Genomic DNA, 18,888 nt, shown 5'->3' with positions numbered 1-18,888 from the left:
ACCGGCCGCGCGTCACTCGTCCGGCCGGTACCTGGTCCGCGCCGGGTGCCCGGGCCGCGGGACGCCTACTGCCGGATGGCCCAGCCTCTCTCGCGCAACGCCGAGGACAGCACCACCGCGGACTTCGGCTCGACCATCAGCTGCACCAGACCCGCCTGCTGTCCGGTCGCGTGCTCGATGCGTACGTCCTCGATGTTGACGCCCGCCTGTCCGGCGTCGGCGAAGATGCGGGCCAGCTGACCGGGCTGGTCGTCGATGAGCACCGCCACCACCTCGTACGCCCGCGGAGCGGCCCCGTGCTTGCCGGGAACGCGGACCTGGCCCGCGTTGCCGCGACGCAGCACGTCCTGGACGCCGTCGGCGCCCTCGCGGCGCTTGGAGTCGTCGGAGGACTGCAGGGCGCGCAGGGACCGGACCGTCTCCTCCAGGTCGGCGGCGACGTCGGTGAGCAGGTCGGCGACCGGCCCCGGGTTCGCGGACAGGATGTCGATCCACATGCCGGGGTCGGAGGCGGCGATCCGGGTGACGTCCCGGATGCCCTGTCCGCACAGCCGTACGGCGGCCTCCTCGGCGTGCTCCAGACGCGCCGCGACCATGCTGGAGACCAGGTGCGGCATGTGCGAGACCAGCGCCACCGCGCGGTCGTGGGCGTCCGCGTCCATGACCACCGGGACGGCACGGCAGTGCGAGACCAGCTCCAGGGCGAGGTTCAGCACCTCGGTGTCGGTGTCCCGGGTCGGCGTCAGCACCCAGGGGCGCCCCTCGAAGAGGTCACCGGTCGCGGCCAGCGGGCCCGACTTCTCCCGGCCGGACATGGGGTGGCTGCCGATGTACGACGACAGGTCGAGGCCGAGCGCCAGCAGCTCACGGCGCGGCCCGCCCTTCACGCTGGCCACGTCGAGGTAGCCGCGGGCCACCCCGCGGCGCATCGCGTCGGCGAGCACACCGGCCACGTGCGCGGGCGGCGCGGCGACGATCGCGAGGTCGACCGGGCCCTCGGGCTCCGCGTCGGTGCCGGCGCCGAGCGCCGCCGCCGTACGGGCCTGCCCGGGGTCGTGGTCGGCGAGGTGGACGACGACGCCCCGCTGGGCCAGGGCCAGCGCGGCGGACGTGCCGATCAGCCCGGTTCCGATGACGAGCGCGGTCCTCACTGGGCGATGTCCCTGCGCAGGGCGGCCGCGGCCCCGAGGTAGACGTGGTTGATGTCGGCGCGCGCCTTGCCGGACTCGACGTGCGCCAGGATGCGCACGACCCGCGGCATGGCGCCCGCGATGTCGAGTTCCTGGGCGCAGATCAGCGGCACGTCGACGATGCCGAGCTTGCGGGCCGCGGCCGCCGGGAAGTCGCTGTGCAGGTCGGGGGTGGCCGTGAACCAGATGCTGATCAGGTCGTCGGCGCCGAGCGAGTTCCGCTCCAGGACGGCGGTGAGCAGGGCTCCGACCTGCTCGTCCATGTGGCCGGCCTCGTCCCGCTCGAGTTGGACGGCTCCCCGGACCGCTCGTACCGCCACGGCGCTGCTCCTTGCTGACGTACCCACTGCCGACTACGGCTCCTGACGCAGCCAGCCTAGTCAGCCCGAGCCGGTCCGGTGCGCGCCGCCCGCGTGCCGAGACGGGAACGCCCCCGTACGCCCTTTACGACGGGTGCGGCCTGCGCTCTCATGGCACTCTGACGGCAGGACACCCGCATCGGGGAAGGCCCGACATGAAGCGTCCAGGACCCCTGCTCACCCTTCTCGCGGGACTGGTGCTCGGCCTGTTCCTGCTGACGCTCAACGCGACGACAGGGACGAAGACCGCCTCGTCCTCGTACGAGGAGACGTCACCGAGTCCGACCCCCGCCCGGAGCGCCGCGTCGACCGCGCCCACCCCGGCCCCCTCCCCCTCACGTGTCCCGGCCGCCGACGCCGACTACGCCGGCCGCACGGACGACGACGCGGCGGCGATCGCCGTCACCGTCCGCGACGGCAAGGCGATCGCGTACTACTGCGACGGCCGTACCGAGGAGTCCTGGCTCAAGGGCGACGTCGAGGACGACGGCACGCTGCGGCTCACCGGCCAGCACGGCGCGAAACTGGACGGCACGCTCCAGGACGGCAAGCGCGTCGAAGGCACGGTCACCGTGGGCGGCGGAGGGCACGCCTTCTCGGCGGACCGGGCGACGAAGCCGTCCGGGCTGTGGCGGGCGACGGCCACCGTGCGCTCCGCGAAGATCGACGGCGGCTGGATCGTGCTGAAGGACGGCACCCAGGTCGGCATCCTCACCCGCGACGGCAAGCCCTCCCCCGCGCCGGCCATCGACCCGGAGACCGGCGCGGTGACGGTCGACGGACAGCAGCTCACGGCCCGCCCCGCCACGCCCTGACCCCTTCGAGCAGGGAGCCACCATGACCGTCGACCCGAACGCCGCCACCCAGGGCTTCCCCGGCCCCGGTCCCGCACGGCCCGGCCCGCACCCCGCCCGCTACCTGGTCCCGGCGCTGGTCGCCGCCGCCGTGGCGCTCGCCCTGGGCGTCTACGGCAAGGTCCACGACCCGGCCGGGACGGCCTTCAACCTGGCCGGCTTCAGCAGCACGGGCGCGGTCAAGTCCTGGCTGGCGACGGCCGCGATGTTCTTCGCGCTGATCCAGCTCGTCTCCGCCGCGATGCTGTACGGCAGGCTGCCGGGACCCGCCTGGTCCGGCAGGCTGCACCGCTGGTCGGGTCGCGCGGCCTTTCTGATCGCGGTCCCGGTTGCGGTGCACTGCCTGTACGCGCTTGGCTATCAGACATACGAAACGCGCGTTATGTGGCACTCCCTCCTGGGTTGCTTCTTCTTCGGCGCATTCAGTGCCAAGATGCTGCTGCTCCGTTCGGAGCGACTCCCGGGATGGCTGCTGCCGGTCGTCGGCGGACTCGTCTTCGCCGTACTCACGATCATCTGGCTGACCTCGGCCCTCTGGTTCTTCCGCACGTTCGGAGTGACGACATGACCCTCCCCGCGACACGGCGCACGGTTCTCCTGGCGACGGGCGGCGCGGCAGCCGCGCTCGCCACGGGCTGCGGCGAGTACGGCAACGAGGACGACTCCTCGTCCGAGCAGTCCCCGAAGGCCTCCGCCGGCCAGGCGCTGGCGAAGACCACCGACATCCCCGTCGGCGGCGGCAAGATCTTCGCGGAGGAGAAGGTCGTCGTCACCCAGCCGACGAAGGGCGACTTCAAGGCGTTCTCCGCGGTCTGCACCCATCAGGGCTGCACCGTCGGCAGCGTCGCCGACGGCATCATCCACTGCCCCTGCCACAAGAGCGAGTTCCGTATCGCCGACGGATCGGTGGCCGGCGGCCCGGCGACCAAGCCGCTGCCCACGGAGCAGATCACCGTCGAGGGCAGCTCGATCAAGCTGACCTGAACCCCTGCCGGGTCACTGGTCCCAGAGCGCCCCGAGCGTCACCAGCTCCCCCTGGTACTCGATCCGGTCCGCCCACGCCGTCGGCCAGGCGTCGGCCCCGGCGTACGCGCCCGCGAAGGCGCCCGCCAGACAGGCGATGGAGTCGGAGTCCCCGGAGGAGCAGGCGGCCCGGCGCAGCACGGTCACCGGCTCGTCCGGGAAGAGCAGGAAGCACAGCAGACCGGTCGCCAGGGCCTCCTCGGCGATCCACCCCGCCCCCGTGGCCAGGCACGGGTCGGTCTCGGGCGCGGGGTCGCGCAGCGCCTCCCCGAGGCGCTCCAGCACGCCGAGGCACTCGTCCCAGCCACGCGCGATGAAGTGCTCCGGGGTGGGGTCCTGGCTGCGGGTCCACAGGTCGCCGAGCCAGCGGTGGTGGTAGCGGGAACGGTTGTCGACGGCGTAGGCCCTCAGGAGCCCGACCAGGGCCGCCGGCTCGGCACCCTGGGTGAGCAGCCGTACGGCGTGGGCGGTGAGGTCGGAGGCGGCGAGCGCGGTGGGGTGCCCGTGGGTGAGGGCGGACTGGAGCTGGGCGGCACCGGCTCGCTGCTCCTCGCTGAGCCCGGGGACGAGCCCGACGGGCGCCACCCGCATGTTGGCGCCACAGCCCTTGGAACCGATCTGACTGGCGTCCTGCCAGCCGCGGTTCTCGTCCTCGAGCAGGCTGCACGCCGTCAGGCAGGTCCGCCCGGGGGCCCGGTTGTTGTCCGGCGACCGGTACCAGTCCACGAACTCCGCGCGCAGCGGGTGCGCGAGCGACGTCGGCACGAGCAGCCCGCGGTCCATGGCGGTCCGCAGGGCCCGGCCCAGGGCCAGGGTCATCTGGGTGTCGTCGGAGACGAAGGCGCGCTTCGGCAGTTCCATCTCCCGCCAGGGCCCGCACTTGGCGAGGATCGACGGAACGTCGTTGAACTCGGTGGGAAACCCGAGCGCGTCCCCCAGCGCGAGTCCCAGCAGGGACCCGGTGGCCCGCTTCCTGACGGTGGTCGAGGTGGTCATGCGGATCGTCCTTCCCGGGGCGGTCGCAGCAGGGGCGGGTGGAGCGCGGTGGCGGCGCCCGCCCGGTAGAGGGCGGCGGGCTTGCCGCGGCCGCCGGTGAGGCGCGCGCCGCCGGGCACGGGCTCGACGAAGCCCGGGGTGGCGAGCACCTTGCGGCGGAAGTTGGGCCGGTCCAGGCCGGTCCCCCACACCGTCTCGTAGACCTGCTGGAGCTCGCCGAGGGTGAACTCGGGCGGGCAGAAGGCCGTGGCGAGGCAGGTGTACTCGAGTCTGGCGCCGACCCGTTCGTGGGCGTCGGCCAGGATCCGGTCGTGGTCGAAGGCGAGCGGCTTCGCGTCGTCGTACGGCAGCCAGCGCGCCTGGGCCGCGTCGCCGCCGCCCGTCGGCTCGGGGGCGTCGGGCAGCAGCGCGGCGAAGGCGACGGACACGACCCGCATCCGGGGGTCGCGGTCGGGTTCGCTGTAGGTGCGCAGCTGCTCGAGGTGCAGCCCGGAGACGTCCTTCAAACCGGTCTCCTCGGCGAGTTCCCGCCGGGCGGCGGTCTCCGCGGACTCGTCCGGCAGCACGAAGCCCCCCGGCAGCGCCCACCGGCCGGCGTACGGCTCCTGGCCGCGTTCGACGAGCAGTACGTGCAGGCTGCCCGCGCGGAGCGTGAGGACGGCGAGGTCGACGGTGACGGCGAAGGGTTCGTGGGCGTACTTGTCGTAACCCGGCACGACGAACACCCCCTCTTAATAGTCACCACGACTATAAAAAGGGGGTGCGGTCACACACAAGCCCTGGGAGCTTCAGGAGTCCTTAAAGCTCGACTTCCTTCATCAGCATGCCGACCTCGGTGTTGGACAGCCGGCGCAGCCAGCCCGACTTCTGGTCGCCCAGGGTGATCGGACCGAAGGCGACGCGGACCAGCTTGTCGACCGGGAAGCCGGCCTCCGCCAGCATCCGGCGCACGATGTGCTTGCGGCCCTCGTGCAGGGTCACCTCGACCAGGTAGTTCTTGCCGGTCTGCTCGACGACCCGGAAGTGGTCCGCCTTCGCGTACCCGTCCTCCAGCTGGATGCCGTCCTTCAGACGCTTGCCCAGGTCACGCGGGATGGGACCCACGATGTGCGCGAGGTAGACCTTCTTCACGCCGTACTTGGGGTGGGTCAGCCGGTGCGCCAGCTCGCCGTGGTTGGTGAGCAGGATGACGCCCTCGGTCTCGGTGTCGAGCCGCCCGACGTGGAACAGCCGCGTCTCGCGGTTGGTCACGTAGTCACCGAGGCACTGACGGCCCTCGGTGTCCTCCATCGTGGAGACGACACCGGCCGGCTTGTTCAGCGAGAAGAACTGGTACGACTGGGTGGCGACCGTCAGGCCGTCGACCTTGACCTCGTCGTTCTCCGGGTCGACCCGCTTGCCCTGCTCCAGGACGATCTCGCCGTTGACCTCGACCCGCGCCTGCTCGATCAGCTCCTCGCAGGCGCGCCGGGAGCCGTAGCCCGCGCGCGCAAGGACCTTCTGCAGCCGCTCGCCCTCCTGCTCGGCGCCCGGGAAGGTCTTGGGCAGCTTCACTTCCTTCTTGTCGGCGTACCGGTCCCTGTTGCGCTCCTCGGCGCGCGTCTCGTACTCGCGGGAGCGCGCCGGCTCCGTGCGTCCGCCGCGCTGCTGGCCCTGCCTGGGGCCGCCCTTGGCGCCGCCCCGGGCCGCACCGCCGCGCCCGGCCTTCGGGCCCTCATGGGTGGCGCCGGGGCCCACGTCGTAGCGACGCTCCTCGGGACGGGGCTTGCTCGGACGCTTCGGCCTGTCGTCGCGGCCCCCCGCGCCCGTCGGCCTGTCGTCACGACCTCCCGAGCCGCCCCTGGAACGGTCGTCACGACCTCCGGAACCACCCCTCGACCGGTCGTCGCGGCCTCCCGAGCCGCCCCTCGGCTGGGAACCGCCCCCGCCGGTCCCCCGGGGCTTGCCGCGCCCGTTGTTCCTGCCACTGCCGCTGCCACTGCTTCGCATCAAAGTTCCGTCGTCGTCGTGTCGTCTGCATCTGCATCCGGTGCGTCCGGATCGAACGACGGGACCCCTTCCAGCATCTCGGCCTCGATCGCCTCCGCCTCGGGGAGAAAGGGCGCGAGCTCCGGGAGCTCGTCCAGACCGCGCAGGCCCATCCGCTCCAGAAAGTAGTTCGTCGTCACGTACAGGATCGCACCTGTTTCGGGTTCCGCGCCCGCCTCCTCGACCAGACCGCGCTGGAGCAGGGTGCGCATCACGCCGTCGCAGTTCACTCCGCGCACCGCGGAGACCCTGCTGCGGCTGACCGGCTGGCGGTACGCGACGACCGCCAGGGTCTCCAGCGCCGCCTGTGTGAGCCGGGCCTGCTGTCCGTCCAGCACGAAGCCCTCGACGGCCGCGGCGTACTCGGGCCGGGTGTAGAACCGCCAGCCGCCGGCGATGAGCCTGAGCTCGAAGCCGCGCCCCTGCACGGTGTACTCGTCGGCCAGCTCGCGCAGCGCGTCCGCGATCCTGCGCCGGGGCCGCTGGAGGATCTTCGCGAGGTGTTCCTCGGTCGCGGGCTCGTCGACGACCATCAGGACGGCCTCCAGGGCCGGCTTGAGGTCGAGTGCGGCGACGGTCTCCTCGGTCACGTCTTCGTCTCCTTCTCGGGCTCCTCGGGCGGCCGGTCGAACTCGTCCGTGACCATCGGCTGCGCCTCCCCGTCCCCGCCGGTCCAGCGGACCAGCAGCTCGCCGAGGGCGGTCTCCTGGTCGAGCGCGACCGCCTTCTCCCGGTACAGCTCGAGCAGCGCGAGGAAGCGGGCCACCACGGTGAGGGTGTCCTCGGTGTCCGCCACCAGCGTGCGGAAGCTGGCCTCGCCGAGCTCCCTGAGCCGTGCGACGACGATCCCGGCCTGCTCCTGCACGCTCACCAGGGGCGCGTGGATGTGGTCGACGTACACCTGCGGTTTCGCCCGGGGCTGCATCGCCTTGACCGCGAGCCTCGCGAACCCCTCCGGGCCGATGCTGATGACGACCTCGGGCAGCAGCTCCGCGTGGTGCGGTTCGAGACCGACGGTACGCGGGTAGCGCCGGGCCTCGCTCTCCAGCCGGTGCGTGAAGATGTCGGCGACCCGCTTGTAGGCCCGGTACTGGAGCAGCCGGGCGAACAGCAGGTCACGGGCCTCCAGCAGGGCCAGGTCGGCCTCGTCCTCGACCTCCGCGGCGGGCAGCAGCCGGGCCGCCTTGAGATCGAGCAGCGTGGCGGCCACGACCAGGAACTCGGTCGTCTGGTCCAGGTCCCAGTCGGGACCCATCGCCCGGATGTGCGCCATGAACTCGTCGGTCACCTTCGACAGCGCGACCTCGGTGACGTCCAGCTTGTGCTTGGAGATCAGCTGGAGCAGCAGATCGAAGGGCCCCTCGAAGTTGGCGAGGCGGACCTTGAAAACACCGTCGGGAACTTCCTGGGGAGCTTCCTGGGGAACTTCCTGGGACTCGGGAACAGATTCCGGCCCCACGAACTCCGATGCACCGGATTCCGGCACCACCTCGGATACGACGGGTTGCGGGTCCGCGGGCTCCGGGTCCGCGGGCTCCGGACCCATGGGTTCCGGGCTCCGGGTTCGCGGGTTCGCGGGTTCCGGGTCTACGGATTCCGGTACGACAGGATCCGATTCAACGGGTTCGGGTTCGACGACATCCGGCTCGACGGGATCCGGTGCCGGTTCCGGTCCGGCCGACCCGGGCTCCGGCCCGGCAGGGACCGGCGCCGTGCCGGGCCCCCGCCCCAGCGCACGCCGACGGCCGGCTGCTGCGCCGGGGCCGGGGACGGGAACGTCGTTCGAGGTCATGGCCCCCGCAGGCTACCGCTACCGCCCGCGAAGTCGTCGGACGAGGATGCTGGCGTCCCCGCGGCTCTCCAGGTCGGCGAGGACCACGGCGACCGCCTCGCGGACGATGCGCCCCCGGTCCACGGCCAGCCCGTGCTCACCGCGGAGCACCAGCCGGGCGTGCTCCAGATCCATGAGCTCCTCGGCGGAGACGTAGACAGTGATCTTCTCGTCGTGCCGCTCGCGGCCGCTCGGCCTGCGGGACGCCTGCCGTCCGCGTTTGCGCGACTGGCCGTCGGCGGCGGAGGCAGAACCTTCCTGCGGGCCCTGGCGCCGCTCGGAGCGCTCCCCGGGGGCGCCCCGGGTACGGGACTCCCCGGCGTCGCCCTGGCCCGCGTCGGCCGCCGCGTGCTCGGCGCCCGCGCCGTCACCGCCCTGCGCGGGCACGGCCTGCGGCGCGTCCTCCGCGCCGCCGGCCGCCACCCCGTCGCTCTCGCCGGCCGGCGCCGGTACCCGGGCCTCGCCGTTGGCGGGGCGCCGGGGCGCGGACGGCTGAAGCGCCATTCCCCCTGTCGTACGGAAGAGTTCGTCGGCCCCCGGCAGACTCACTCGGCGTGACACCGGGCGAGCACCTCCCTGGCGAGCTGGCGGTAGGCGGCGGCGCCGACGGAGTTGGAGGCGTACGTGGTGATCGGCTCACCGGCGACCGTGGTCTCCGGGAAGCGGACCGTGCGCCCGATGACCGTGTGGTAGACGTGGTCGTCGAAGGCCTCGACGACCCGCGCGAGCACCTCACGACTGTGCACGGTGCGCGAGTCGTACATCGTGGCGAGGATCCCGTCGAGTTCCAGTTCCGGGTTGAGCCGTTCCTGGACCTTCTCGATGGTCTCGGTCAGCAGCGCCACACCCCGGAGGGCGAAGAACTCGCACTCCAGCGGCACGATCACCTTGTGAGCGGCCGTCAGGGCGTTGACGGTGAGCAGGCCGAGCGAGGGCTGACAGTCGATGACGATGTAGTCGTAGTCGTCCATCAGCGGCTTGAGCGCACGCTGGAGCGTGGACTCGCGCGCGACCTCGGAGACCAACTGGACCTCGGCGGCCGACAGGTCGATGTTGCTGGGCAGCAGGTCCATGTTCGGGACCGCTGTCTTCAGGAGCACCTCGTCCGCCGCCATGCCCCGCTCCATGAGCAGGTTGTAGACGGTGAGGTCGAGCTCCATCGGATTGACACCGAGACCGACCGACAGCGCGCCCTGCGGGTCGAAGTCCACGAGCAGCACGCGCCGACCGTACTCCGCGAGTGCGGCACCCAGGTTGATGGTCGACGTCGTCTTGCCCACGCCGCCCTTCTGGTTGCACATCGCGATGATCGTCGCGGGGCCGTGCTGGGTCAGCGGGCCCGGGATCGGGAAGTACGGCAGCGGGCGTCCGGTCGGACCGACGCGCTCACGGCGCTGTCGGGCCGCGTCGGGCGCGAGCGTGGCCGCGTACTCCGGGTCCGGCTCGTACTCGGCATCGGGATCGTAGAAATGCCCTTCGGGCAGTTCGTCGTAGTCGGCGAAGTGGTTGCGGGGCGCGCCACTTCCGTCGCCGGCCATGGCGTTCACGTGATGGCCATCCATGCTCTGGTGTGCTGACAGAGCCACATGGGTGCTGCGCTGGCTCTGGTGGGCTGCGAAGGTTCGGACAGCGACGGAGCCGACAGCCTCGAGCCCCGCGGAGACCTGGGCCCGCGTCGGCATTCCTGGTTGACCACCCCCGGGAGCAAATGTCGACTCATTCACAAGTCGTCTTACCTCCTTGGTGACCAGGAAACTTCTAGACAAGGTCAGCGTGGCACCATGCCGACAGTCGGCGACTCTATGGCGTGTCGGGTGTTCGCAGCAACACAATCCGCCGGACCCGGCCCGATGTGTCGGCAATGAAACATCCCGCTGTCAAGGGCGTACGGCCGTCGCACGGCAGGTTTCGCCGGTGTACGAATCGGTCGAAGCGTTACGTTCGAGGCGAGTTGGCCGAGAGCCGCAAAGTGACCATACACACATCCGGCCGGACCTTGTCGGGCAAGGTCCGGCCGGGTGTGCGGGGTTGACGACCTGTGTTGACGTATCGCCTTTTTCCCCGGGGTTACTTGGCCGATCGGCTCGGCACGACGGCTCAGCCGAGCAGCTGGTCGAGCTCCATGTGCTCCAGGCCGTGCGCCTCCGCGACCTCACGGTAAACAACCTTGCCGTCATGGGTGTTGAGGCCCCTGGCCAGCGCGGCATCGCGGCGCAGCGCCTCCACCCAGCCCTTGTCGGCGAGTTCGACGATGTACGGCAGCGTGGCGTTGGTGAGCGCGTAGGTGGAGGTGTTGGGGACCGCGCCGGGCATGTTGGCGACGCAGTAGAAGACCGACTCGTGGACCGGGAAGGTCGGCTCGGCGTGCGTGGTCGGACGGGAGTCCTCGAAGCAGCCGCCCTGGTCGATCGCGATGTCGACAAGGACACTTCCGGGCTTCATCCGGGACACGAGCTCGTTGGTGACCAGCTTGGGTGCCTTGGCGCCCGGGATGAGGACGGCGCCGATGACGAGGTCGGCCTCGAGGCAGGCCTTCTCCAGTTCGAAGGCGTTGGAGACGACCGTCTGGATCTTCGTACCGAAGATCTTGTCGGCCTCCTTGAGCTTGTTGATGTCGCGGTCGAGCAGCGTCACGTGGAAGCCCATGCCGATGGCGATCTGCGCCGCGTTCCAGCCGGAGACACCGCCGCCGATGACGACCGCCTTGGCGGCCAGCACGCCCGGCACACCGCCGGGCAGCACACCGCGGCCGCCGTTGGCGCGCATCAGGTGGTAGGCGCCGACCTGGGGCGCCAGCCGGCCCGCGACCTCGGACATCGGGGCGAGCAGCGGCAGCGCGCGGTTCGGCAGCTCGACGGTCTCGTAGGCGATCGCCGTGGTGCCGGACTCCACGAGGGCGTCCGTGCACTCCTTGGACGCGGCCAGGTGCAGGTAGGTGAAGAGCGTCTGGTCCTTGCGGAGGCGGTGGTACTCCTCGGCGATGGGCTCCTTGACCTTCAGCAGCAGGTCGGCGGTGGCCCACACCTCGTCGGCGGTCTCGAGGATGCGCGCGCCGGCGGCCACGTACTCCTCGTCCGTGATGGACGAGCCGACACCGGCGTTGCGTTCGACGACGACCTGGTGGCCGTGGCGCACCAGTTCATGCACACCGGCGGGGGTGATGGCCACCCGGAACTCGTTGTTCTTGACCTCGCGGGGGATGCCGACCTTCACGTCGATCACGGTCCTTGGCTCAGTAGATGTGGGGGCACAGCAAAGACATACCCGGAGATACAGGGCACACCGGGATGCACCGCAGGAGAACGAGCGGCAGAGCCAGTCTAATGAAGGTGTTCCCGCTGTCTAGCCTTTCATTGCATCAATCTTCAGCGGGTGTACTACGGATTTCGCAGGTGTTAGCGCGGTGTTCCGGTGGATCAGGCCGTTCCGGCCCTGCCACCGGCCCCGACCCTGGCCCTGGCTCCGGCCCCGACTCGGGCCGCGACTCCGCCTTCGGCTCCGGTTCCGATGCCGGTTCCGATGCCGCCGACCGAGGCTCCGGGTCCGGCTCCGGCTCCGGCTCCGGAGCGCGGTTCGGGAGCTCCTCTCCCAGGATGCGCTCGGCCGCGCCCCGGTGCAGGCCGGCCGCCACCGGGTCGCCGAGGCGCTCCAGGGTGTCGGCCAGCCTCAGCTGCACCGCGGCCTGCAGACGCGTGTCCTCGGCGCGCCCGGCCCACTCCACCGCCTCCTGGCAGGTGCGCAGCGACTCCTCGGGGCGCCCCGCGTACTCCTGGACCCGGGCCAGCTCGCTCAGCGCCCGCGCGAACGCGCCGATGTCGCCGTTCTTGCGGTGCCCGGCGGCCGCGGCCCGCCAGGCCCGCTGCGCCTCGCCGTAGCGGCCCGCATAGGTGTGCGCGGTGGCGATACGGCCGTAGAGCCGGGCGGCGTCCGCGCGCTCGTCGCGGGCCAGCCGCTGGGCGAGGGCCCGTCCGAACCAGTCGGCGGCCCGGTCGTAGTCCCCGAGCTCGAGATGCGCGCCGCCTACGGATTCCATCGCGCGACCGATCGCATACGGGTCGTTCGCCTCGCGTCCGGCGTCCAGAGCGGCCCGATAACGCACCAGGGCCTCCGCGGTGCGGCCCGTCCTGGCGTCGACGTCGGCGAGGTTCAGCAGGGCTGCGGCCTTCTCGCGGGGCAGGTTCCGCCGCTCGGCCACGTCCAGGACGAGCTGGTGGACGCCGTACAGGTCGGGCGCCGCCGCCTGGGTGCCGAAGTGCGCGACCATCGCCCTGACCAGCTGGGACATCAGACGGCGGGCCAGGGTGTCCAGCTCGCCGTCGGCGACCGCCAGGCGGGCCGAGGCGAGCAGGGCGGGCCTGCGGACCCGCAGCCACTCGGCGGCCGCGCGCGGGGTGGGGAAGCGCAGGGCGCTGGGCATGCCCTGGAGCTTCTCGCGGGCCTGGGGGTTGTCGGTCTCGGTGATGGCCCGGCAGGACTGGAGCAGCCGCACCGTCCGCTCCAGCATGCGGGCGCGCGCCAGCTGGAGCTCGGCCGGGCGGTCGTGGCTCTCGGCGGCGGCGTGCAGCAGGGGGTACAGGCAGGCGGGCACCTCGTACTGGGGCAGCGGGGAGTCCAGGGGCCGCAGCAGCCCCAGGGCGGCGAGGTCGTCCAGGGTGGTGCGGGCGGCGCCCACCGAGCAGCCGGCGAGCGCCGAGGCGGTGTGCGGGTCCGCCAGACCGGCCGGGGCCAGGCAGAGCAGTCGCAGTATCCGGGCGGCGGGGGCGGGCAGCGCGGCGTGCACGAGCCGGAAGACCCGGCTGAGCGGGGAGCCCTCGTCACCCTCCGCGTGGAGCTGCTTGGCAAGGTCGGCGACGGCCGCCTTCGGACGGGCGGCGAGCCAGCCGCCCGCCAGGTTCAGCGCGGCCGGCTGGCCCTGGCAGGCCTCCACGAGACCCTCGGCGGAGCGCGGGTCGACGGTGATGCGGACCGAGCCGGTGTGCCGGCTCAGCAGTTCGAGGGCGGACTTGGTGTCCAGGCCGCCCAGGGTGCAGGGGCGGACGTCCGCGATGCCGGTGAGCGGCCCGGCGGAGACGGCGACGAGGAGGCACTGCGGGGCGTCCGGGAGCAGCGCGTCGACCTGTTCGGCGCCGGCCGCGTCGTCGAGCAGGAGCAGGACGCGGCGCCCCGCGAGGGCCTGACGGAGGAGGGCCGCGAGATCGTCCTCGTCGGCGCCCGGCGGGGTCGGCACGTCCAGCGCGGTGAGCAGTTCACGGGCGGCCCGCTCGACCGGCACGGGCGTGCCGTCGGGCTCGGCGAGGCGGGCGCGCAGGACGCCGTCCCGGTAGTTGCCGGCGACCTGCCGGACGAGTTCCTCGGCGAGCGCCGTACGCCCGGAGCCGGGCCGCCCGGCGATGAGGAGCACGCGCGCGCGTGGCGCCTTCTTACCGGAGATGGTGTCCAGCCCCGCGCGCTCGATGTCGGCGCGCAGTTCTTTCAACTCCCGGACTCTGCCCAGGAAATGGCCCTCTGTCGCAGCGTGTCCCGACAGCTGCACGCCGCCTGTGTCCACTGCCTGATCCGTCACGGGCCACACTCCCGTCCCACCGCACGCGCAAGCCCGCCGGGACTCCGGATCGGGCGATTCCAGAGCCTAGTTCACGCTCTGCGACGTTCCGGGTGGAGTACGGCGGGCACCGCCGAGACGTCCCTCGATCGGATCAGCCGATCGTCACACCGGACGGGGTCGGGACGGCCTCAGAAGGAACAGCTTCACGCGGGACAGCCTCGCGCGGGCGCCCACATGCGGGTCGGCCACATGCGGGTCGGCCACATGCGGGTCGGCCACATGCGGGTCAGCCACATGCGGAGCGGCCTCGGGACGGCGGCGGAGGGCGTCACGCCTCGAACGGGCGCGCCGGCCAGGGCGCCTCGGCCGGGCGCAGCGCGTCGAGCCCGTCGCCGGTACGCGCGGCGACCAGGGAGAGGACGCCCACGACGAGGCAGTTGCTGTGCACGTCGCCCGCGAGCACCCCGCGGACCAGCTCGTCGACCGGCACGCGCGCGTGCTCCATGTCGGCCTCCTCGTCCTCCACCGCGAAGCGCTCGCCGTCGGCCTCGGACAGATCGCGGGCCAGGAAGATCCGCACCGACTCGTCACAGCCGCCCGCGGTGGGATAGACGTCGGTCAGCACCCGCCAGTCCTCGGCCTTGACGTGCGCCTCCTCGTACAGCTCGCGCTGGGCGGCGTGCAGGGGGTTCTCACCGGGCACGTCGAGCAGACCGGCCGGGATCTCCCACAGCTTCTGCCCGACGGGGTGACGGTACTGCTTGATGAGCAGGACACGGCCCTCCCCGTCTAGGGCGAGGACGGCCACGGAACCCGGGTGGACCTGGAAGTCCCGGCGGACCACCGAACCGTCGGGCATGACCACCTCGTCCGTGCGGACGGAGGTCTTGTTGCCGACGAAGGGGGTCTCGCTCGACCGGATCTCCCACGCCTCGGGGGTGTCCTTGATCGTCATGCAGTGCGTCCTTCCACGTGCCACGTGCGCAAACGAAAACCGGGGTGCCCACCCTTGAAGGTTTGCACCCCGGCCACCGTACAACTGGTGTGTTACTTCGAAGCCTTCTCCGCCTCGACGGTCCGCTGGACCGCGGCCTTCACCAGGCCGGCGAACAGCGGGTGCGGACGCGTGGGCCGCGAGCGCAGCTCGGGGTGGGCCTGGGTGGCGACCAGGTACGGGTGGACGTCACGCGGGTACTCGACGTACTCGACGAGCTTGCCGTCCGGCGAGGTGCCGGAGAACAGGATGCCCGCCTTCTTCTCGAGCTCCGCGCGGTAGGCGTTGTTCACCTCGTAGCGGTGCCGGTGGCGCTCCTCGACGTACTCCTTGCCGTCGTACACCTCACGGACGATGGAGCCCTCGGCCAGCTTGGCCGGGTACATGCCCAGGCGCATCGTTCCGCCCATGTCGCCCTCGCCGGCCACGATGTCGAGCTGCTCGGCCATGGTGGAGATGACCGGGTGGCCGGTGGCCGGGTCGAACTCGGTGGAGTTGGCGTCGCCGATGTCGGCCAGGTTGCGCGCGGCCTCGATCACGATGCACTGCAGGCCGAGGCACAGGCCGAGCAGCGGGATCCGGTTCTCCCGGGCGTAGCGGATCGCGCCGACCTTGCCGAGCACACCGCGGTCGCCGAAGCCGCCCGGGATGCAGATGCCGTCGACGTCCTCGAGCTGCGCCTTGGCGCCCGCCGGGGTCTTGCAGTCGTCCGACGTGACCCACTTGATCTTCACGCGGGCCTTGTTGGCGAAGCCGCCGGCGCGCAGCGCCTCGGTGACCGAGAGGTAGGCGTCGGGCAGGTCGATGTACTTGCCGACCAGGGCGAGAGTGATCTCGTGGTCGGGGTTGTGGACGCGGTCGAGCAGGTCGTCCCAGGTCGTCCAGTCCACATCGCGGAACGGCAGGTCCAGCTTGCGGACTACGTACGCGTCCAGACCCTCGCCGTGCACGGTCTTCGGGATGTCGTAGATCGAGCGCGCGTCGGGGCAGGCCACGACCGCGTCCTCGTCGACGTCGCACATCAGCGAGATCTTGCGCTTGATCGCGGCCGGCACCTCGCGGTCGGAACGCAGGACGATCGCGTCCGGCTGGATACCGATGTTCCTCAGCGCCGCGACCGAGTGCTGGGTCGGCTTGGTCTTCAGCTCACCCGAGGGACCGATGTACGGCAGGAGCGAGATGTGCACCACGAAGACGTTGTCCCGGCCCACCTCGTGACGGACCTGGCGGACCGTCTCCAGGAACGGCAGCGACTCGATGTCGCCGACCGTGCCGCCGACCTCGGTGATCACGACGTCGACCTCGTCCGTGGCCATCCGGCGGATGCGGTGCTTGATCTCGTTGGTGATGTGCGGGATGACCTGCACGGTGTCGCCCAGGTACTCGCCACGCCGCTCCTTGGCGATCACCGTCGAGTAGACCTGGCCTGTAGTGACATTGGCGGAGCCGTCCAAGTCACGATCGAGGAAGCGCTCGTAGTGTCCGATGTCCAGATCGGTCTCGGCGCCGTCATTGGTGACGAAGACCTCACCGTGCTGGAAGGGGTTCATCGTGCCCGGGTCGACGTTCAGGTACGGGTCGAGCTTCTGCATCACGACGCGCAGACCCCGCGCCTTCAGCAGCATGCCGAGGCTGGAGGCCGTCAGACCCTTGCCGAGCGAGGAGGCGACACCCCCGGTGACGAAGATGTGCTTGGTCGTCGTGGATTTGGGCGTCATGGCCAAGAGGGGGCTCCCGTGGTCGCGATTCGGAGGTGCGGTTCGGGGGCTTCGAGACCACCGGTCCACGGGCTACCAGGGTATCAGCGCCTCAAGGAGATGGCTTCCGGCCACGCTCCGCGCACAGCTCGACACGGGCCGCCCCCGCGCACCGGTTTCTCACCCGTTGCTCACCCGTTCGGCCCACCCGCGTTGTCCGGAGCGGCACGCAGATCATCTACGTGCGTCGTATCCTGCTCGGACACTCGCTGCCGAGCCCGGTCGGCAAGACGGCACACCCCAGTCCGTATCCCCACCGGAACAACGAGAGCTCGTCAGTTCGTTGAGCAGGAATCGGCGTTTTGCCTATATGGCTGAGCGGCTGCTTTGCTTCAGCGCTCAACGACGCATTACAAACGACCCCTTGACCGCACTAGCGACAGCCCCCGTTCCATCTGGGGGTGACGTGGCCGTTCGACTGGAGTTGCACGTGGCCGGGCGCATCGAAGATTACGCACTCATCGGAGACATGCAGACCGCCGCACTGGTCTGCCGGGACGGCACAGTCGACTGGCTGTGCCTGCCCCGCTTCGACTCGCACGCGATCTTCGCAGGTCTGCTCGGCACCGAGGAACACGGCTTCTGGCGCCTCGGCCCCGCGCACGCCTCCGACGCGCCGCCGCCGCGCGCGGCCCGGCGCACCTACCGGGGCGACTCGCTCATCCTGGAGTCCGAGTGGGACACCCCGCGCGGCACGGTCCGAGTGACCGATTTCATGCCCCCTCGCGACGGCGCGCCCCAGCTGATCCGGATCGTCGAGGGCGTCTCGGGCCGCGTCCCGATGCGCTCCGCGCTGCGGATGCGGTTCTCCTACGGCCGGGTCGTGCCGTGGGTGCACAAGCACGAGGGCCGCACCGTGGCCGTCGCGGGCCCGGACTCCGTGTGGTTCGACACCGAGTGCGAGACCTACGGAAAGTCGCTGACCACGTACGCGGACTTCACGGTCGCGCCGGGTGACCGGATCGCGTTCACGATCTCGTGGGAGCCCTCGCACAAGGAGCCGCCCGCGCTGCCCGAGCCCGAGCAGTCGCTCCAGGCGACCGAGGACTTCTGGCGCGAGTGGGTCGAGCACTGTACGTACCACGGCCCCTACCGCGAGGCGGTGATCCGCTCGCTGATCACGCTCAAGGCGCTGACCTACGGCCCCACCGGCGGCATCGTCGCCGCGCCCACCACCTCCCTGCCCGAGGACATCGGCGGCGTCCGCAACTGGGACTACCGCTACACCTGGCTGCGCGACGCGGCCATCACGCTGTCCTCGCTGCTGCGCACCGGCTACCGCGAGGAGGCCCGCGCCTGGCGCGAGTGGCTGCTGCGGGCCGTCGCCGGCGACCCCGAGAACCTCCAGATCATGTACGGCATCGCGGGCGAGCGCGAGCTGGGCGAGGCCGAACTGGACTGGCTGCCCGGCTACGAGAACTCCGGCCCGGTCCGGGTCGGCAACGGCGCCGCGCACCAGCTCCAGCTGGACGTCTACGGCGAGGTCACCGAGGCCCTGCACCTCGGCCACATGACCGGCCTGGCCCGCAACGACTACGCCTCCCTCCTCCAGCTCAAGCTGATCCGCTACCTGGAGCAGCACTGGGACGAGCCGGACGAGGGCATCTGGGAGGTGCGCGGTCCGCGCCGCCACTTCGTGCACTCCAAGGTCATGGCCTGGGTCGCCGTCGACCGCACGATCAAGCTCATCGAGTCCGGCGACGCGGACGGCCCGCTGGAGAAGTGGCGCGAGCTGCGCGACGACATCCACCGGGACGTGTGCGAGAAGGGCTACGACAAGGAACGCAACACCTTCACGCAGTCCTACGGCTCCAAGGAGCTGGACGCGTCCCTGCTGCTCATCCCGCAGATGGGCTTCCTGCCCCCGGACGACAAGCGCGTGATCGGCACCATCGAGGCGATCCAGCGCGAGCTGTCCACCCCGGACGGCTTCATCCTGCGCTACCCCACCTCGGGCGGCGACGAGGGCGTCGACGGCCTGCCCGGTGACGAGGGCGCCTTCCTGGCCTGCTCGTTCTGGATGGCGGACGACCTCGCGATGATCGGCCGGGTGGACGAGGCCCGCAAGCTGTTCGAGAAGCTGCTCTCGCTGCGCAACGACCTCGGTCTGCTCGCCGAGGAGTGGGACCCGCGCCTGCAGCGCCAGGTCGGCAACTTCCCGCAGGCCTTCAGCCACGTCCCGCTGATCGACACGGCCCTGCGCCTGACGGCGTCGGGGGCGTACGGCGGCTGAGCGCCCGCGCCGGGCTCTTACGGACCGGTGACGCGCGGCCGCCGAACAGGACCGGGCGGCCGCGCACGCCTACGCTGG

General features: G+C 71.3%; 17 protein-coding genes. 4 read left to right on the top strand and 13 right to left on the bottom strand.

What is annotated here, in order from left to right; translation table 11 throughout:
• Positions 1-65 precede the first annotated feature (65 nt).
• Complete coding sequence (locus tag OG933_RS33740) at positions 66-1,151, bottom strand: prephenate dehydrogenase (protein ID WP_362528261.1); 1,086 nt, start codon at positions 1,149-1,151, stop codon at positions 66-68.
• Positions 1,148-1,510, bottom strand: a complete 363-nt coding sequence (aroH, locus tag OG933_RS33735; RefSeq protein WP_362528258.1) for a chorismate mutase — start codon at positions 1,508-1,510, stop codon at positions 1,148-1,150. The genes OG933_RS33740 and aroH overlap by 4 nt, the downstream gene beginning before the upstream one ends.
• Positions 1,511-1,704: 194 nt before the next feature.
• On the opposite strand from aroH, the gene OG933_RS33730 reads away from it, so the two are divergent.
• Genes OG933_RS33730 through OG933_RS33720 form a run of 3 tightly spaced genes read left to right on the top strand, consistent with a single transcriptional unit; the run spans position 1,705 to position 3,387 of the window.
• The gene (locus OG933_RS33730; RefSeq protein WP_405630624.1) at positions 1,705-2,364 is read left to right on the top strand and encodes a hypothetical protein; all 660 of its coding nucleotides are present in this window, start codon (positions 1,705-1,707) and stop codon (positions 2,362-2,364) included.
• Between the two features lie 22 nt (positions 2,365-2,386).
• The gene (locus OG933_RS33725) at positions 2,387-2,971 is read left to right on the top strand and encodes a DUF6529 family protein (protein WP_405630622.1); all 585 of its coding nucleotides are present in this window, start codon (positions 2,387-2,389) and stop codon (positions 2,969-2,971) included.
• The gene (locus tag OG933_RS33720; RefSeq protein WP_362272233.1) at positions 2,968-3,387 is read left to right on the top strand and encodes a Rieske (2Fe-2S) protein; all 420 of its coding nucleotides are present in this window, start codon (positions 2,968-2,970) and stop codon (positions 3,385-3,387) included. Before OG933_RS33725 ends, OG933_RS33720 begins: the two co-directional genes overlap by 4 nt.
• A 12-nt stretch (positions 3,388-3,399) precedes the next feature.
• Here OG933_RS33720 and OG933_RS33715 read toward each other — a convergent pair whose 3' ends face one another.
• The 11 genes from OG933_RS33715 to OG933_RS33665 form a co-directional block, all read right to left on the bottom strand.
• On the bottom strand, positions 3,400-4,422 hold the full coding sequence (locus OG933_RS33715) for an ADP-ribosylglycohydrolase family protein (protein ID WP_405630619.1): 1,023 nt from the start codon (positions 4,420-4,422) through the stop codon (positions 3,400-3,402).
• The gene (locus OG933_RS33710) at positions 4,419-5,147 is read right to left on the bottom strand and encodes an NUDIX hydrolase (protein ID WP_405630618.1); all 729 of its coding nucleotides are present in this window, start codon (positions 5,145-5,147) and stop codon (positions 4,419-4,421) included. The genes OG933_RS33715 and OG933_RS33710 overlap by 4 nt, the downstream gene beginning before the upstream one ends.
• Positions 5,148-5,220: 73 nt before the next feature.
• A complete protein-coding gene (locus OG933_RS33705) occupies positions 5,221-6,414 on the bottom strand; it encodes a pseudouridine synthase (protein WP_405630616.1) in 1,194 nt (397 codons plus the stop codon).
• A complete protein-coding gene (gene scpB, locus OG933_RS33700; protein WP_323178983.1) occupies positions 6,411-6,983 on the bottom strand; it encodes an SMC-Scp complex subunit ScpB in 573 nt (190 codons plus the stop codon). Before scpB ends, OG933_RS33705 begins: the two co-directional genes overlap by 4 nt.
• A gap of 53 nt (positions 6,984-7,036) precedes the next feature.
• Positions 7,037-8,242, bottom strand: coding sequence for a segregation/condensation protein A (locus OG933_RS33695; RefSeq protein WP_405630614.1), 1,206 nt, complete (start codon positions 8,240-8,242; stop codon positions 7,037-7,039).
• A gap of 18 nt (positions 8,243-8,260) precedes the next feature.
• Complete coding sequence (locus OG933_RS33690) at positions 8,261-8,842, bottom strand: hypothetical protein (RefSeq protein ID WP_362528238.1); 582 nt, start codon at positions 8,840-8,842, stop codon at positions 8,261-8,263.
• Positions 8,827-9,963, bottom strand: coding sequence for a ParA family protein (locus OG933_RS33685; RefSeq protein ID WP_028806581.1), 1,137 nt, complete (start codon positions 9,961-9,963; stop codon positions 8,827-8,829). The genes OG933_RS33690 and OG933_RS33685 overlap by 16 nt, the downstream gene beginning before the upstream one ends.
• Before the next feature lie 415 nt (positions 9,964-10,378).
• Positions 10,379-11,503 (bottom strand): alanine dehydrogenase, encoded by a 1,125-nt coding sequence (gene ald / locus OG933_RS33680; RefSeq protein WP_020128160.1) that lies wholly within the window; start codon positions 11,501-11,503, stop codon positions 10,379-10,381.
• A gap of 136 nt (positions 11,504-11,639) precedes the next feature.
• On the bottom strand, positions 11,640-13,844 hold the full coding sequence (locus OG933_RS33675) for a tetratricopeptide repeat protein (protein ID WP_405630611.1): 2,205 nt from the start codon (positions 13,842-13,844) through the stop codon (positions 11,640-11,642).
• A 310-nt stretch (positions 13,845-14,154) separates the two neighbouring features.
• Complete coding sequence (locus OG933_RS33670) at positions 14,155-14,781, bottom strand: NUDIX hydrolase (RefSeq protein WP_142269604.1); 627 nt, start codon at positions 14,779-14,781, stop codon at positions 14,155-14,157.
• Positions 14,782-14,873: 92 nt separating this feature from the next.
• Complete coding sequence (locus OG933_RS33665) at positions 14,874-16,538, bottom strand: CTP synthase (protein ID WP_020128157.1); 1,665 nt, start codon at positions 16,536-16,538, stop codon at positions 14,874-14,876.
• Between the two features lie 469 nt (positions 16,539-17,007).
• On the opposite strand from OG933_RS33665, the gene OG933_RS33660 reads away from it, so the two are divergent.
• Entirely contained in the window at positions 17,008-18,810 is a 1,803-nt protein-coding gene (locus OG933_RS33660; protein WP_020128156.1) for a glycoside hydrolase family 15 protein, read from the top strand.
• Positions 18,811-18,888: the final 78 nt, after the last annotated feature.

The organism is Streptomyces sp. NBC_00016, from assembly GCF_045040885.1.
Lineage (GTDB): Bacteria > Actinomycetota > Actinomycetes > Streptomycetales > Streptomycetaceae > Streptomyces > Streptomyces coriariae.
Note: the sequence above shows the minus strand (reverse complement) of the source record. Positions and strands in the feature narration are given on the sequence as shown.